The organism is Williamsia soli, assembly GCF_017377795.1.
In the GTDB taxonomy this organism is placed as follows: Bacteria; Actinomycetota; Actinomycetes; order Mycobacteriales; family Mycobacteriaceae; genus Williamsia; species Williamsia soli.
Map to the genome: position 1 here is coordinate 302,372 of NZ_JAFRDR010000002.1, position 16,484 is coordinate 318,855.

Consider the following 16,484-nt stretch of genomic DNA (forward strand, 5'->3'; position numbering starts at 1 on the left):
TCGCGGAATCCGGCGTTACCCGCCGCGGTGGTCACGGCCGTCACAAACCTGCCCGATCGTAGATCGGCGTACCGGCTCGCACCGTCCGGACACACTCGGGCAACCGCGTGCCCGGTCGGAGATCCGGCAAGGCGGGTACCCGAGAACGCGGATCGGTGGACCACCGTGCCACGGCCGGATCAGCCGATCCCTCGACCACGAGTTCGTCGACCTCCCACACGGCGTAGTCGGCGGGAGCACCTGGGACCAGCGTTCCGGCGACGCCATCCCGCTCTCCCCCGGCGCGCCAGGCCCCGCGCGTGGCTGCCGCGAAAGCCGCCCGCACCGAGATCGCACTTGTGGGGTTGTTGTGGTGTGCAGCAGCGGCGATCGCCTCCCACGGGCGCATCGATGTCACCGGGGCATCAGAACTGAAAGCCAATCCGACCCCGGCCCTTGCGAGTTGCGCGAAATTGTTGAGTGAGCGTCCCCGCGGTAGCCCGAGTCGCTGTTCATAGAGCTGCCCGGGGCCACCCCACAGCGCATCGAACAGTGGCTGCATGCTGGCGATGACGCCGCACGACGCCAGAATGGCCGCCTGCTCGGCAGTGATCATCTCTGCGTGTTCGATCCGGTGACCCATGCGCGCGAGGGCAGGGGCGCCGAGTTCGGCAGCCACCGTGGTGAAGGCCTCGACCAGGACATCGGTGGCACCATCTCCGATGACGTGGAAGCCGCTCTGGATGCCGGCCTCGGTGCACGCCCGGATGTGCCGGGTGACGGTGTGGCCGTCGAGGTAGCAGACCCCGCTGGTGTGGGCGTCGGTGTAGGGCTCGCGCAGCAGCGCAGTGTGCGAGCCGATCGCTCCATCGATGAACAGGTCCCCGCCGAGAGCATGGGCGCGGGTCGCGGCGAGCAGCGATGTCGCCTGCTCTGCGTCAGCGACCGGCGCGCCCCAATATCGCCGGATCTGCACCGCATGGTCGAGATCCGCGAGCAAGAGGAAGTCGTCGAGCCCACTGATGTCGGGGCCACCGTTTTCGTGGACGGCGACAATACCGTGTGAGGCAGCGTCGTCGAGGGCCGACTGCTGGGCTCGGTACCGGCCGGTCTGCGACAGCAGCAGGCGGGCGGCGCCGCGCACGCGGTGATGGGCGTCGGCCGTCAGAGGACCTTGTTCATCGTAACCCTGAGCGCCGATCAGGCCGTCGGCGCGCGAACGCAGAGCGGTCGAGGCAACTGCGCTGTGTTCGTCGATCCGGGCCAGATAGACCGGCCGGTAACCGACCACCGCGTCGATCTCCGCGGTCGTCGGGCAGGTCAGGTCGGGCCAGTTCGACTCGTCCCAGCCCAGACCCCAGATGAGGTCGGTATCAGTGTTCTCGGTGACGTATCGGCGGATCTGCTCGAGGCAGTCTTCGCGGCTGACCGCTTCGCTGAGATCGAGACCACGGATCGCGAGGCCGGTCGAAGTGAGGTGCACGTGCGAGTCGACAAACGCCGGCGCGACCAGTGCACCACCGAGGTCGATGATCTGGGCCTTCGGATGCAGCGTGCGGCCGACCTGGTCGGATCCGACCCAAACCACCACACCGTTTTCTATCGCCATGGCGGTTGCATCGGGGGCCACCGGCGAGTAGATGTGCCCGCCGATCAGCAGTTGACTGTCCACGACGGTCCAGTCTGCCTGTCAGGCGCCGACTCGGTGTGGCCAGGGCCGCGAACCGATGGAGTCAGCGGTCGGTCTGTGGCTTACGCAACTGCGGACGGGTGGCGTCGTACGCGGTCGGGCCGTACCCCGTGGTGTCGACAACCTGTCCCTCGACGACGGTGACGCCCGCCATTCCCCGGCCGTACCGCGCGTAGGTCTCCATCGTTCCGACCACCTTGCGTGTGCCGAGCGCGATGACAACAGGACGAAGGAGCAGGCGGATCGGCTTGAGCAACAGAAGGATTCCAACCGCTGTGCTGACCAGGCCAGGAATGATCATGGCGATGGTCGCTGCGGCGAGCAGCGCAGTGTCGGCAACGGGCGCCGCGGATTCTGCCGGCCCGGCCGGCTGGCCGGCAGCGGCCTTCTCACCCGCTTCCCGCAGGTTGCGAAACACTTTGGCGCCTTGTCGGCGCAGGAGCCAGAACCCGCCGATCACCGTTGCCAGTCCGAGCAGCAGGGTCCATCCGAAGCCGATGGCGTAGCAGAGTCCCACGAAGGCGGCGATTTCGATTGCCACGTAGAGGAGGAAGAGCGCGAACTTCATGAGAACCATCCCGACTATCGGCTGTGCGTACACCCGGTCAACGCACGGGACGTCCGATTTTCTCCCGCCCCCCGAAAATGGTGGGTTCTGGCGAGCGTTTCCGCAGGCAAAGTCAAGTGGTCAACGCAACGAGCTGGTCTTAGCCGTGACTTCTTGACGGGCCTGGAGGACTCACCGGCTGGCGGCGTGGGCAATCGACCCGCGTCGCCTGTGGAGGGGCTTGGGGTAGTTGCTCTTGCTTCCGGTTCGGGGGCAGGGACGGGGTATGGATTTACTTAGGCGGCGGCGTGTACGGCAAGTAGTTCGGTCAGGGCTTGGGCCGGAGTTTTCCACTCCAGGGTTTCCCTCGGCCGTCTGTTGAGGGTCGCAGCGACGCGGGCGACGTCGGCTGCGGTGTGCACGCTCAGGTCGCTGCCTTTGGCGAACCAGTGGCGCAGCAGCCGGTTGGTGTTCTCGTTGCTACCGCGCTGCCACGGTGAGTGTGGATCGCAAAAGTACACAGGCGCTTGGAGTTCGAGCTGAATCCGGTCGTAGGCAGCGAGCTCGGTGCCGCGATCCCAGGTAATGGATCGCCGTATGTGGGCGGGCAAGTCTCCCATCGCTGTGATCATTGCGCCAGCAACGGTATCGGCTTGGTGATTGCCCGGCAGGTGCAGCAAGATCACGACCCGGGAGGTTCGTTCGACCAACGTCCCGATCGCTGTGCCACCGGACCCCATGATCAGGTCACCTTCCCAATGCCCCGGGACCTTACGATCTTTCACATCCGGGCGGTCAACGATCTTGAGGGCTTTGTCGTAGATTTTTCCCTGTCGACTCGCGCTGATTCGCGACTTACGCGCCGGCCTACTGGTGGACAGAGTCTTGTACAGGTCCGCCCGCAGCGACCCACGCGACTGGACGTACAACGTGTTGTACAGCGTCTCGTAGCTAATTTGATGCGCCCTGTCGTTGGGGAACTGAACCTTGAGCGAATGCGACACAACCCTGGGACTCCACCCGTCGTCAAATGAGTCTTCCATCATCTGCTGTTCGGGGTGGCCATCGAGCTTGAATGCTTTAGGCCGCAACGCATTGACCTTGGATCGCTGGTGCGCCATCAGCGCGTGATAGGTGCCGTCGGCGTTGGAGTTGCGGCCGATCTCACGCCACACCGTCGTCCGCGGCCGACCTATGAGCATTGCGATCTCAGTGACGCCCAGATCGCGCTGCAGTGCCGACTGGATCTCGATCCGCTCGCCCAACCCCAGTCGATGCCCTCGCTGCTCAGTGCCATCGTCGTCGACCACAACCGCCAGGCCGCCTACTCCGCCCTTCATCAGTGTCATGCCGCCAGCATTCGCCCACCAGCGGTCGGCAGTGCTGTTCGACACGCCCATCACCCGAGCCGCAAAATCCTTCGTCGACCCCGTGCAGAGCAGATCGAAGAACCCAAATCGAATAGCAATATCAAACGGACGTCTACCCATCGCAACCTCCAAGCAGTCAGTGTTGCGTTGACCGTATGAATTTGCCGCAGGTCACGCTCGCCAGAACCCATCAACATCGGGTCAGTCGCCTTCGATATCGCCTTCGGTCTCCAGGAAGACACGGCGGAGTTCGTCGAGCATCTCCGGAGGCGGGGCAGCCCACATCTCTCGTTGCGCGGCCTCGAGGAGCCGTTCGGCGATTCCGTGGAGCGCCCAAGGATTCGACTTCGTCATGAAGTCGTTGTTCGCCTGATCGAGCACGTAGGACTCGGTCAGTTGCTCGTACATCCAGTCGGCCATGACGTTCGTGGTCGCATCGTAGCCGAACAGGTAGTCGACGGTCGCCGCCATCTCGAACGCGCCCTTGTATCCGTGGCGTTGCATCGCCGAGATCCACCTCGGGTTGACCACGCGGGCGCGGAAGACGCGGGTGGTCTCCTCCGACAGCGTCCGGGTACGGACGTTGTCCGGGCTGGTGCTGTCCCCGATGTATGCCTCGGGGTCCTGACCGGTCAGCGCACGCACCGTGGCGACCATGCCGCCGTGATACTGGAAGTAGTCGTCGGAATCGGCGATGTCGTGCTCACGGGTGTCGGTGTTCTTGGCTGCCACCGCAATCCGGCGATAGGCCGAGCGCATGTCTTCGACCGCCGCGACTCCGTCTCGACCCCGACCATACGCATAACCGCCCCATGCGGTGTACACCTCCGCGAGGTCGGCGTCGCTGCGCCAGTCCTTGGAGTCGATCAGTTGCAGCAGGCCGGCGCCATAGGTCCCGGGTTTGGAACCGAAGATCCGGGTGGTCGCGCGATCGGTGTCGCCGTGTTCGGCGATGTCGGCACGGGCGTGGGCGGCAACGTAATTGGATTCGTCGGGCTCATCGAGGGCTGCGACCATCCGCACGGCGTCGTCGAGGATGGTGACCACGTGAGGGAACGCGTCGCGAAAGAAACCCGAGATACGGACCGTGACATCGATACGCGGTCGACCCAATTCTGCGAGATCGATCAGGTCGAGCTTCGTCACGCGGCGAGACGCCTCGTCCCAGATCGGCATCACGCCCAGCAACGCAAGGACTTCGGCGATGTCGTCGCCAGAGGTCCGCATCGCGCTGGTCCCCCACACCGACAGACCCACCGATCGCGGGTACACCCCGTGGTCGGTCAGATATCGCGCCAGCAAGGAGTCCGCCATCGCACGGCCGGTCTCCCAGGCCAGTTTCGACGGCACGGCCTTGGGGTCGACCGAATAGAAGTTGCGTCCCGTCGGTAGCACGTTGATGAGGCCACGTAGCGGCGAACCACTCGGCCCGGCCGGGATGAAACCACCGTTCAGCGCGTGCAGGATCCGAGGGACTTCCTGATCCGTCTGTCGAAGACGGGGCACGATCTCCGTGCCGGCGAACTCGAGGATCTGGTGAACGTCATCGGGGTGGTCGGCCGCGACCCGGGTGATCGTGTCGGTGTCCCAGTTTCCCTTCGCGCACGCGGCGACGAGCTCGCGCGCAACGGTTTCGATGTCATCGGTCGCGGTACGGCCCGCAGTGCCGTCCTCGACGAGGCCGAGAGCTTCCCGAAGTCCCGGCAGACTCTGCTTGCCGCCCCACAACTGTCGTGCCCGGAGCATCGCGAGGACGAGATCGACCTCGACGTCGTCGGCCGGCGGTTGTCCGAGGATGTGCAGCCCGTCGCGGATCTGCACATCCTTGATCTCGCACAGCCAGCCGTCGACGTGCAGCAACATGTCGTCGAAGACGTCTTCCTCCGGCCGCTCCGAGAGTCCGAGGTCGTGATCCATCTTGGCGGCCTGTAGCAGCGTCCAGATCTGCTGGCGGATGGCAGGCAGTTTGCTCGGGTCGAGCGCAGAGATGTTCGCGTGCTCGTCGAGCAGCTGCTCCAATCGCGCGATGTCGCCGTAGCTCTCGGCGCGAGCCATGGGTGGGATCAGGTGATCGACCAGAGTGGCGTGCGCGCGCCGTTTGGCCTGGGTGCCCTCGCCGGGGTCGTTGACGAGAAACGGGTAGATCATGGGCAGATCGCCGAGGGCTGCGTCGGTGCCGCACGACGCGGACATCCCGAGTGTCTTGCCGGGCAGCCACTCGAGGTTGCCGTGTTTGCCCACGTGGACGACGGCGTCGGCAGCGAAGCCGTTCTGAGCGGCGACCCAGCGGTAACACGCCAGATAGTGATGGCTCGGCGGCAGATCCGGATCGTGGTAGATCGCGACCGGGTTCTCGCCGAAGCCGCGGGGCGGCTGCACCATCAGCAGGGTATTGCCGAATTGCATCGCGGCAATCACGATGTCGCCCTCGGGGTTGACCGAACGATCGACGAACAGCTCGCCAGGTGCCTCACCCCAGTGTGTGGTCATCCCTTCCCGCAAATCGTCGGGAAGGGTGGCGAACCATTCGCGGTAATCGGCCGCAGACAGGCGAATCGGGTTGGCTGCCAATGACTCCTCGGTCAACCAGTCCGGGTCCTGACCGCCTGCGGCGATCAGGGTGTGGATCAGCTTGTCCGAGTCGTTCTCCGACAGTCCCGGGACCGAACCGTCGCCCGATTCCGGCCCGATGTCGTAGCCGGCCACACGCATCGCTTCGAGAAGTCGGAGCAAACTCTGTGGGGTGTCGAGGCCCACGGCGTTCCCGATCCGCGAGTGCTTCGTCGGATACGCCGACAGCATGATGGCTATACGTCGCTCAGCTGGAGCGATGTGACGCAATGCGCCGTGACGGACGGCGATCCCGGCGACGCGGTCGCAGCGCTCGTGGTCGGGCCGGTACCAGGGCAGCCCGTCGTCGCCGATTTCCTTGAACGAGAACGGCACCGTGATGATCCGGCCGTCGAACTCGGGCACGGCAACCTGGGTGGCAACGTCGAGCGGGGACATCCCGTCGTCGTTCGAGGCCCAGTTCTCTCGCGACGACGTCAGGCACAGACCCTGCAAGATCGGTATGTCCAGGCGGGCGAGCTGCTCGATGTTCCAGCTGTCGTCGTCGCCACCGGCCGAGGCGGTCGCGGGCGTCGCTCCTCCGGCCGCGAGCACGGTGACCACCAGGGCATCTGCCGCACCGAGTTGTTCGAGCAGATCGTCGGGTGCGGTGCGCAGTGATGCACAGAAGATGGGCAGAGCCCGGCCGCCCTTCCGTTCGATCGCGTCGGACAGTGCGTGGATGTACGCGGTGTTCCCGGCCAGGTGCTGCGCCCGGTAGTAGAGAACCGCAATGGTCGGGCCCGACGCCGGTGTCGTGTCCGGACGTTCGAGCAATCCCCACTGCGCCGTCGCGACCGGTTCGCCGAAACCGTGGCCGGTGAGCAGGACGGTGTCGGAGAGGAACGCGTGCAGGTTCGTGAGGTTGTCCGGGCCGCCTTGGGCCAAGTAGTTGTGAGCGTCCGCGGCGACACCCGGCGCGACGGTCGACATCGACATCAGGTCCGGGTCCGGAAGCTGTTCGCCGGAGAGCACCACCGTCGGCAGCCCCGCAGCCAGCACGGCCTCGAGGCCCTTTTCCCAGATCTGTCGGCCGCCCAGGATCCGTACGACCACCAGATCGATGTCGGCAAGGAGCTCCGGGAGGTCTTCGTCGATCAGCAGCCGCGACGGATTGGCGAGCCGATAGTCCGCGCCACATGCCTTGGCCGTCAGCAGATCGGTGTCCGAGGTGGACAGCAGCAAGATCACGGGGTGGAACCTCCTTGCCGGGGATTCGCGCCCGACGGGTTGTGTGGCGATGGAACGACAGGGGTCTGACTTCGGGTCTCCCCGACACAGTGGCGCGACCGCGCCGGAATCGCACCGGCTTCCCTATCGCAGGTAATGATCAGACTATCGTCCCCGATGGTGGGGTCTTGTGGCGAACCCCACCTGGGCTTTCGTTCGCCAGAAGGACACACCATCGGAGGGTGAAGGCGGGCGGAAGCAGTACCGTTGAACCCATGAGCCGACCAGCTGACCGCTGCCCAGGGGTGTTTTCTGCACACCCCGCCGCAGATGGTCATCTCGCGCGGATCCGGCTACCCGGCGGACTCATCTCTCCGTCCCAATTACAGGCCCTCGTCGGAGTGGCCGATGGGTTCGGGGATGCCCATCTCGAGCTCACCTCCCGCGGCAATCTGCAGCTCAGAGGCATCTCGGACCTTGACGGTGCCGCCGAGCTGATCGCCGACGCCGGCTTGATCCCGACCCCGAGCCACGAGCGAGTGCGCAACCTGCAGCTGTCGGCGCTCACCGGGCGGCGCGGCGGACTTCTCGACGCACGGCCGATTCTCGGTGACCTGGACGTCGGACTTCGCGCCGATCCCGGGCTCGCCCACCTGCCTGGCCGTTTTCTGTTCGGTGTCGATGACGGCCGCGGCGACATCGTGGGCGAAGCGCCCGACGCCGGGGTGCTGGCCATCGACGGCGACACCCTGGAAATCGTGGTGGGTGGGGTTCCCACCGGCCGCGTCACCACCGTCGACCAGGCAGCACAGACGCTGTTGGCGGTGGCAGATGCGTTCTTGGTCGACCGCACGGACGAGTGGCGGATCGAGGACCTGGCCGGTCATCCTGCGATCAATGACCTGCTCGAATCGCTCGCCCACGCGCCCCCGCACCACTTGCCGTTTCCGCCCACGGAACCCCTGGTCGGGTGGCTCGACCAGGACGATGGACTCGTCGCCCTCGGTGCGGTCGTGGCGCACGGCCGCATGTCGGCGCGCATCGCCGAGTTCCTCGCGGCGATCGAACGGGACATCTACTTCACCCCGCGCAAAGAGATCGTCATCGTCGACCTCTCGGAAGGGATGGCCGACACCGTCTTACGGGTGCTCGCCCCCATGGGACTCATCTTCGACGCGAACTCACCATGGACCCGGGTCAGCGCGTGTGCCGGCTCCCCCGGATGCGACAAGTCCCGCGCTGACGTCCGCGGGGACCTGCAGTTGATGCTCAGCGCACCCGACGTCGAGCTCACCTCTCGCGAGCACTGGGTTGGCTGCGAACGTGGGTGTGGGTCACCCCACGGAGGCCACACCCGCGTCGAGGCCACCGACGACGGGTACGTACGTCAGCAGATCTGAGCGACCTCTATCGTGGCAAACACCATGTATTCCTATATTCGAGACGGCGCGGAGATCTACCGCCAGTCCTTCGCCACGATCCGCTCCGAGGCAGACCTCGGCGGTTTCGACGATGATTTGTCGCGCGTCGTCGTCCGGATGATCCATGCCTGCGGTCAGGTTGACCTGACCGCCGACGTCCGGGCCAGTGACCGGGTGGTCACTGCCGCACGCGGAGCCCTCGAGGCCGGCGCCCCGATTCTCTGCGACGCCAACATGGTTGCCTCCGGAGTCACCCGGAAGCGACTGCCTGCCGACAACGACGTCCTGTGCATGCTCCGAGATCCTCGGACTCCCGATCTCGCGGCCGAATTGGACACCACGAGAACGGCTGCGGCCATAGAGCTTTGGCGACCAGTCCTGGAGGGAGCAGTGGTCGCGATAGGCAATGCACCCACCGCGCTGTTCGCTCTCCTCGAGCTCATCGACGCGGGCGGGCCACGTCCCGCGGCGGTGGTCGGCGCACCAGTTGGCTTCATCGGAGCAGCCGAATCGTGCCAGGCCCTCGCCGATCGCACCGACCTCGAGTACCTCACCGTGCTCGGCCGGCGCGGAGGTTCGGCCATCACCGCGGCAGCTGTCAACGCGCTCGCTTCGACGGCGGAATAGAGAGACCATGACCGGCAAACTATGGGGTGTGGGCCTGGGCCCCGGGGACAGCGAACTCGTGACCGTCAAGGCCGCCAGAGTGATCGGCGAGGTCGACGTCGTCGCGTATCACTGCGCCAGGCACGGCAGGTCCATCGCCCGGTCCGTCGCGGCACCGTACCTGCGCAGCGGTCAGATCGAAGAAAAGCTGATGTATCCGGTCACCACGGAGAGCACCGACCACCCCGGCGGCTACCGAGGCGCACTCGCAGACTTCTACACCTCCGCGGCACAGACTCTGGCACAGCATCTTTCGGCAGGACGAAGTGTCGCTCTGCTCGCCGAAGGCGATCCCCTCTTCTACAGCTCGTACATGCACATGCACAAACGCCTGGTCACCGATTTCGACACCGAGATCATCCCCGGAGTGACCTCTGTGAGTGCATCGTCGGCCGCCACCGGTCTGCCTCTGGTCGAGGCGGACGAAACGCTCACCGTCCTACCCGGCACCCTTCCCAAGGACGAACTGGTCCGCCGACTGCGCGACAGTGACGCCGTGGCCATCATGAAGCTCGGCCGAACCTTCCCCGATGTCGTTGCTGCACTGACCGAAGCGGGCCGCCTCGAGCAGGCCTGGTATGTCGAGCGGGCTTCGACGCCGACACAAAAGGTGATTCCCGTCGCCGACGTGGACGCCTCGACGGTTCCGTATTTTTCGATGATCGTCATACCCGGCGAGCTGAACAATCCACTGATCTCCGAGTCGAGTCACGATTCCGGCCAGGTCGTCGTGGTCGGCCTCGGACCCGGTGCAGATCGGTGGACGACCCCTGAGGTGCGTACCGAACTGGCCCAGGCCACCGACCTGGTCGGCTACAAGACGTACCTGAACCGGATCACGCCGCGTGCCGGCCAACGACTGCACGCCAGCGACAACAAGGTCGAGTCCGAACGAGCCTGCATGGCACTCGATCTCGCCAAGGGCGGTGCACGGGTCGTGGTGGTGTCCTCGGGGGATCCCGGCGTCTTTGCCATGGCGGCCGCTGTCATCGAAGAAGCCGCCGACGACCAGTGGCGTGAGGTGCCCGTTCGCGTGGTGCCCGGAGTGACGGCCGCCAACGCCGTCGCGAGTCTGGCCGGCGCTCCCCTCGGCCACGATTACGCGGTGATCTCCTTGTCGGATCGCCTCAAGAGCTGGGATGTCGTGGCCGATCGGGTCCGGGCGGCACTACGCGCCGACCTCGTGCTGGCCATCTACAATCCGGGGTCGGCCAGCCGAACCTGGCAGGTCGCCGAGTTGAAAGACATCCTGCTGCAGCAGATTGCAGGCGCAACCCCGGTGATACTCGGACGCGACGTCGGCGGACCCGAACAGTCTCTGGTGATCACCACGGTCTCCGACCTGGATCCGGCAAGCGTCGACATGCGGACACTCCTGATCATCGGGTCCACCACCACCACCGTCGTCGACCGGGTGGGCGGACAGGCAGTGTTCACGAATCGTCGCTACTCGGCAAGCCCCGCCACCCAGTGAGCGGCCTCGGCCGCGGTGTGAACGCGCGGCCCAGCGGGGGTGGATGGCCTACGCACCATGATCACCGGCAGCGACAACTCCCGCGCGGCATCGAGTTTGGCCCTCACCAACCGGCCGCCGCTGTTCTTCGTCACGATGACGTCGATACCGTGGTCGCGCATCAGGGCGAGTTCACCATCGAGTGTGTAGGGACCCCTGCTTCGGATCGTGGTGCTGTGTCGGGGCCCCTCACGCTCGGGTGGGTCCACGAGCCGAATCAGGAACCACGCATCATCGACGGCGTTGAAGGCGTCGACGTCTTGTCGTCCCGTGGTCAGGAAGACCCGCAGATCGTCCCGCACGGCTGCCATCTCGGCGACGGCGCGCGCGGCGGCACCCATGTCGTCGACCTCGATCCAGGTGTCACCGGGTCGAGCCTTCCACGCAGCTCTGCGCAAGGTCAGCAGCGGTAGTTCGACGACAGCGGCCGCCTGGGCAGCGTTCGCTGAGATCACTCGGGCGAACGGATGAGTGGCGTCGACAACGGCGGTGCACTCGTTCGATCGAAGCCACGAGACGAGCCCGTCGACGCCGCCGAAACCACCGACCCGAACCTCACCCACAGGCAGCGCGGGATTCTTCACCCTTCCCGCCAGAGAAGAGACAGAGTCGATTCCGGCGTCGTGGAGAAGCGTCGCGAGAGACCTGGCCTCGGCCGTACCTCCGAGGATCAGGACCCGACGGCCGTTCACGGGCGCCGGGAGTCGTCGCGGAGTTTTGTCATCCGAGCGGCCGAGTACAGGTAGCTGTCGGGGAACTGGTCCGCCGCGAGTACTTCGCCAACGAAGATGACCGCGGTGCGCACGATGTTGTCGGTAACCAGGCGTTCCGGCAGTTCCTCCAGGCGACAGCGCACAACCTGTTCGTTCTCGCGGCTGGCGAAGGCGACCACCGCGACTGGGCACTGCGCGCCGTAGTGAGGTACGAGCGCCTCGACGATCTGCTCACTCTGATGGGCGGCCAGGTGAAGGGCCATCGTGACCCCCGAACGCGCGAGCTCGTCGAGTTGTTCACCGTCAGGCATATCCGTCGACAGGGTCGATACCCGCGTGATCAGCAGGGACTGCCCCACCCCTGGGACCGTCAGCTCCTGCTTGAGCGCTGCGGCCGCCGCCGCGAAAGCAGGTACACCGGGGACGATCTCATAGTCGATGCCGAGTTTCCGGAGGTGCCGGATCTGCTCCGCGACAGCGGAGTACAAGGCCGGGTCACCGGAGTGCAGCCTGGCGACATCATGGCCCGCCCGATGCGCGTCGCTGATGTGGTCGATGATGGTCGTCAGCGGCATCTTTGCGGTGTTGATGAGGTTCGCACCGGGTGGGCAGTGCTCGAGCATCTCCTCCGGCACCAGCGATCCGGCGTAGAGGCAGGTGCCGCATTGCGACAAAACGCGGGCGCCGCGCAGGGTGATGAGGTCTGCTGCACCAGGTCCGGCCCCTAGGAAGTAGACCGTCATGGTGTTGCCACCGGCTTGTCGGCTATCCACTGCGTGACCGGCAGAGTCGGTCGCCACGCGGTCATCGACCCGAGTGGTTCGGCATGATCAACCTGAAAACGACGAAGCGTGCCGCCGACCGCTGAGTGCCAATCGACCAGCAGCGCTTCAGATTCGATGGTCACAGCGTTGACGACGATGCGGCCACCTTCGAGCAGCGCGTCCCAGCAACCCTCCAGGATTCCCGCAGTGGTCACGCCCCCGCCGATGAAGATCGCATCGGGGTCGGGCGCGTGTCCGAAGTGCTCCGGCGCGGACTCGAGTACCGTCAACCCCTGCGCGACACCGAGTTCAGAGGCGTTGTGGCCGATCCGATCGCGCCGAGCGCCGTCGGACTCGAACGCTATTGCACTGCACGAGGGATCAGTCCGCAGCCACTCGATCGCGATGCTTCCCGCGCCTGCGCCGACATCCCACAACAGTTGACGCGCAGCGGGACGCAGCGCGGTGACCGTCAGGGCGCGAATTGCCTGCTTCGTCATCTGCCCGTCGTTACTGAAATCGGTGTCGGGAAGACCTGCCTGCGCGCTGACCGCGGGTCCTACGCACTGGACCGCGACGAGATTGAGCCGGTCGCCGGCCGCGTGCCGCCACGCTCGTGCAATCCCGCCGTACCTGCGTTCGGCAGGGCCCCCCAATTGTTCGAGCACGGTCAGGTGCGACCAGCCGAAACCGTGAGCGGTCAGCAGCTTCGCCAGATCTCCGGGGGTCGTCTCATCGCGGCTGAGTACCAGGAGCTGCACGTTGTCGCTGACACTGGTGAGAATCGAACTCAGCGGTCGATCGACGACGCTACAGATTCGGGTGGTGGCCAGGTCCCATCCGAGCCTCGCTGCGGCGTGACTCACACTGGACACGGCTGGGAGAATCCGAACATTCTCCGCACCAACTGCTTTGACGATGCTGGCGCCCACGCCGTGAAACATCGGATCACCCGACGCGAGGATGTGAACCGGGGATGACTGCGGGTCTCCGAGAACAGTCGCAAGATGCTCTGACATCGGCGAGGTCCAGGGTCGCAGCTCCGCATCGATCGGATCGAGAAGACCGAGTTGTCGCGGCGATCCGTACACGACTGTGGCGTCTTGTAACTCGCGCTGGGAGGCCAGCGTCAGCCCATCCCACCCATCTGCACCCATGCCGACCACGATGTAGCGGTGGTCGCTCATCGCGGCAACCGGCGCCAGATCGCCTGCGGGAGAAGTCGCATGACGAAGAAGACAGGCCGTAGCCTGCCCGGGACCCAAACAACACCTTTTCTCTTGTTCATCGCTGCGACCACGGCGTCTGCCACCTGCGGCGCTGTGCTCGACATCGGTGCCGGTTTGACACCGGCCGCCATCATGTCCCGCGTCATGTTCCCGATTACGAACCCCGAGCGCACAAGCAGTAAGTGAACTCCGCTGCCGTGCAGGGCATCCGACAAACCGCTGGCGAACCCGTCAAGGCCCGCTTTCGTCGAACCGTAGACATAGTTGGCGCGGCGGACCCGCACACCTGCTACAGACGAGAACACTATGAGGTTGCCGTGTCCCGCAGCGCGCATGGCGGCTGCGAGTGGGGTCAGCACGCTGATCTGCGCGAGGTAATCGGTATGGGCTATTTGCAGCGCGTGCGTCACATCGGTCTCGGCGCGGGCCTGATCGCCCAGGATCCCGAAGGCGACGATCGCGACGTCGATGCGGCCGTGCTCGGCGATGATCTGTTCGATCAGCGCGCTGTGCTGCTCAGTGTTGTTCGCGTCGAACTCCACCGTGTGAACCGCCGCGGCATTTTCGCTCGTCAGGCGTTCGCGCTGTTCCTCGAGGTGATCGGGGCGTCGAGCCGCCAGCACGACCGTGGCACCAGCGGCGATCCGCGCAGCGACCTCGATCCCGATCTCGCTGCGTCCACCGAACAGGACCACTACCTGACCATTGCTCACCCCGTGAGTATCCCAAACGGGCAACCGGCGGTCTCCGGTCAGCCCTTGGCGGGCTTCGCCGGCTTCGGTGAGCGCAGAACCTGCACGACGTTTCGGTAGAACTCCTCGACCAGTTTGTTGGCCGAGATGACGACGTTTCCGCGATTGCGAGAAAGCGTGTGGCCGCGAGTGATCTTGAACTGCTTGGGCAATTTGCCATCGGCCGGGACCAGCGCATCGGGCGACTCACGTAGCTGGCCCAACAGTGCTCCTACGTTTGCAGAAGCCCTACCCGGAAGCACCGCCTCGACGAGGGTATCGACGTGGGCGTCAGGCATCTGTTTGACGATCCAGTTCACTCGCGTCACGGGCCGACCCTCACGAGGCGCGTCGACGAGAGTCGAGCATTCGACTGTGTCAGATCGCAGATCGACGGCGAGAGTCAGCGGTCCGGTCGCCCCGGGTACGCGGAGGGATCCGAACATCATCCCGGAGTCGGCGAGCTGCTGGATGCGGCTTGTGCTGTCAGGCCGATTACGCGGGAAGATCGGGCGGACATCGGTACTCAACAGACAAGACAAGTCATGGCCGATGTGGCGAACGAGCTGGTCGAACAGGTTGCAGACCTCGATGGCCCCCTTGTTGTCGACATTCAGTGTTCGGGTCTTCACAGCTTCTCGGACCTGGACCCATTGCGGTCCCATGTCGGTGAAGCCGTGTAGCCCGGACTTTGGATGCTGCAGGTATCGGACGAACTCCCGCAGCACCCAACTCTGTGTCGAATCCTGGACCTGTCGGTGCATCGACATCTGTATCGCAACAGAACGGATCTCATCCCAGGACAGGTGATGTAGTGAGACCTTCTTCAATTTGCGCTTGTCAATGGTGACCGGACGTTGATCGTGAGCACCCAACAGCTGGTTGCTCACCGTGATCACAGCGTCGAAACCGAGCTTCCGCGCGATGTCGACGTAGACCTCCACCTGACCGTCCTCGAGCTTCGCCGTTGACGATTTTGCTTCGACGAGCGCAGTCCATTGCTTCACTCCACGGGTGACTCGGATCAGGCCGTCGGGTCGATACTTCTTCTCGTTCCATTCGAACTCGGGCTCGATGAAGGTCTCGATCGTGCCGGCCGGCCCACTGCTTCGCCGGACAAGTTCTCGGCCGAACTCCCGCACCCCGTTCATCACCGACAGCAGTGCCGACACGGCGCGCCGCTCGCGCTCGTCACCACTCCCGATCGCGGACACCGAGAACACCCGCGCCCGATCCCACTCGGCCTCGTCGTTCAGATCGTTTCGCAAAGACCACTCAGGCAGCCTGGGTGGCCGCACGACCTTCTTGATGGTCATGGGAGCTGGATCAGCGATCGGTTCTATGTCGACAGATTGGAGGCCGTCGAGGTCCGAAGATGCCGCCGGTTCGTCGATCTCTTCCGCTATTGGACCGATCTCTGCGACTACCCCGGAACTGTCGGTGGTTGTTTGTTCATCGTCTATGTCGACCCCGAACTCCTGTGCCAGCGAAGAAAGCCCGCCCTCATACCCCTGGCCAAGTGCACGAAACTTCCACTCCTCGCCACGCCGGTAGAACTCTCCGAAGAGCAGGGCCAAAACCGGTTCCTGCACCGCGACCTTGAATACGACGCTCGGCGAGAACGATTCTGCAACCAGCAGGCTGATCTCCAGCTGGTCGGCGTTCGCGAACGTCAGCTCGGCATCGGAATCGAGACTCGCACCGACGACGATTCGGTCGACATCTGCAGGCAACGAGGCGAAATCGACGACAAGTACCTCACCTGGCGATCCTGTTGCATCGTTCGGCGACGGGGCTCGCTCCACAAGACGTACTGCACCGCCCGCGGACTCGCGCTGGTTGTAAAAGACGAAATCAGCGTTGGTGCGTACCTTCCCGGCGTTGTCGAGGAGCAAGATGCTCACGTCGGGCCGAGCCGAACTCTCTGAGGGAAACTCGCTGACGACGCCGACGACGATCTGCTCGTCACCACCACTGATCGATTCGAGGGAAAGATTCTGCCCACGAACGAGTTCGAGAGCTTCCACGGTCTGGTCCATCACGCGCCGACTATCGCACGTAGGCACCCGTTTGCGCAGGCA

At 64.9% G+C, this 16,484-nt stretch carries 12 protein-coding genes and 1 riboswitch; of the genes, 3 read left to right on the forward strand and 9 right to left on the reverse strand.

Translation table 11 applies throughout. The features are described 5' to 3' along the window. Nucleotides 1-40: 40 nt before the first annotated feature. From J3S28_RS06010 to cobN, 4 genes are all read right to left on the reverse strand, one after another. Entirely contained in the window at nt 41-1,651 is a 1,611-nt protein-coding gene (locus J3S28_RS06010; protein ID WP_207838766.1) for an amidohydrolase, read from the reverse strand. Between the two features lie 61 nt (nt 1,652-1,712). Continuing rightward, nucleotides 1,713-2,237 (reverse strand): FxsA family protein, encoded by a 525-nt coding sequence (locus tag J3S28_RS06015; RefSeq protein ID WP_207838768.1) that lies wholly within the window; start codon nt 2,235-2,237, stop codon nt 1,713-1,715. A gap of 275 nt (nt 2,238-2,512) precedes the next feature. Further along, nucleotides 2,513-3,706 (reverse strand): IS30 family transposase, encoded by a 1,194-nt coding sequence (locus J3S28_RS06020; protein ID WP_207838770.1) that lies wholly within the window; start codon nt 3,704-3,706, stop codon nt 2,513-2,515. An 81-nt stretch (nt 3,707-3,787) separates the two neighbouring features. Next, complete coding sequence (gene cobN / locus J3S28_RS06025; protein WP_207838772.1) at nt 3,788-7,387, reverse strand: cobaltochelatase subunit CobN; 3,600 nt, start codon at nt 7,385-7,387, stop codon at nt 3,788-3,790. A 39-nt stretch (nt 7,388-7,426) separates the two neighbouring features. After that, nucleotides 7,427-7,554, reverse strand: a riboswitch (cobalamin riboswitch). Nucleotides 7,555-7,641: 87 nt separating this feature from the next. Between cobN and J3S28_RS06030 the strand changes: the two genes are divergently transcribed. From J3S28_RS06030 to J3S28_RS06040, 3 genes are read left to right on the forward strand one after another with little or no spacing between them, the layout of a single operon-like run. Continuing rightward, on the forward strand, nt 7,642-8,766 hold the full coding sequence (locus J3S28_RS06030; RefSeq protein ID WP_207838774.1) for a ferredoxin-like domain-containing protein: 1,125 nt from the start codon (nt 7,642-7,644) through the stop codon (nt 8,764-8,766). Between the two features lie 24 nt (nt 8,767-8,790). After that, nucleotides 8,791-9,414 carry a precorrin-8X methylmutase gene (locus tag J3S28_RS06035; RefSeq protein WP_207839524.1) on the forward strand — a complete coding sequence of 208 codons (624 nt, stop codon included), beginning with the start codon at nt 8,791-8,793 and terminating at the stop codon, nt 9,412-9,414. 7 nt (nt 9,415-9,421) lie between these two features. Continuing rightward, nucleotides 9,422-10,927, forward strand: coding sequence for a precorrin-2 C(20)-methyltransferase (locus tag J3S28_RS06040; protein ID WP_207838776.1), 1,506 nt, complete (start codon nt 9,422-9,424; stop codon nt 10,925-10,927). On the opposite strand, the gene J3S28_RS06045 is transcribed toward J3S28_RS06040, so the two are convergent. Genes J3S28_RS06045 through J3S28_RS06065 form a run of 5 tightly spaced genes read right to left on the reverse strand, consistent with a single transcriptional unit; the run spans nt 10,900 to nt 16,442 of the window. Beyond that, nucleotides 10,900-11,658 (reverse strand): cobalt-precorrin-6A reductase, encoded by a 759-nt coding sequence (locus J3S28_RS06045; protein ID WP_207838779.1) that lies wholly within the window; start codon nt 11,656-11,658, stop codon nt 10,900-10,902. The two genes, J3S28_RS06040 and J3S28_RS06045, sit on opposite strands and share 28 nt — an antisense overlap. After that, nucleotides 11,655-12,422 carry a precorrin-4 C(11)-methyltransferase gene (cobM, locus tag J3S28_RS06050; RefSeq protein WP_207839526.1) on the reverse strand — a complete coding sequence of 256 codons (768 nt, stop codon included), beginning with the start codon at nt 12,420-12,422 and terminating at the stop codon, nt 11,655-11,657. The genes J3S28_RS06045 and cobM overlap by 4 nt, the downstream gene beginning before the upstream one ends. Continuing rightward, entirely contained in the window at nt 12,419-13,630 is a 1,212-nt protein-coding gene (cbiE, locus tag J3S28_RS06055; RefSeq protein WP_207838782.1) for a precorrin-6y C5,15-methyltransferase (decarboxylating) subunit CbiE, read from the reverse strand. The genes cobM and cbiE overlap by 4 nt, the downstream gene beginning before the upstream one ends. Next, a complete protein-coding gene (gene dprE2 / locus J3S28_RS06060) occupies nt 13,627-14,385 on the reverse strand; it encodes a decaprenylphospho-beta-D-erythro-pentofuranosid-2-ulose 2-reductase (protein WP_207838784.1) in 759 nt (252 codons plus the stop codon). The genes cbiE and dprE2 overlap by 4 nt, the downstream gene beginning before the upstream one ends. Nucleotides 14,386-14,423: 38 nt before the next feature. After that, the gene (locus tag J3S28_RS06065) at nt 14,424-16,442 is read right to left on the reverse strand and encodes a TerD family protein (protein WP_237341217.1); all 2,019 of its coding nucleotides are present in this window, start codon (nt 16,440-16,442) and stop codon (nt 14,424-14,426) included. Nucleotides 16,443-16,484: the final 42 nt, after the last annotated feature.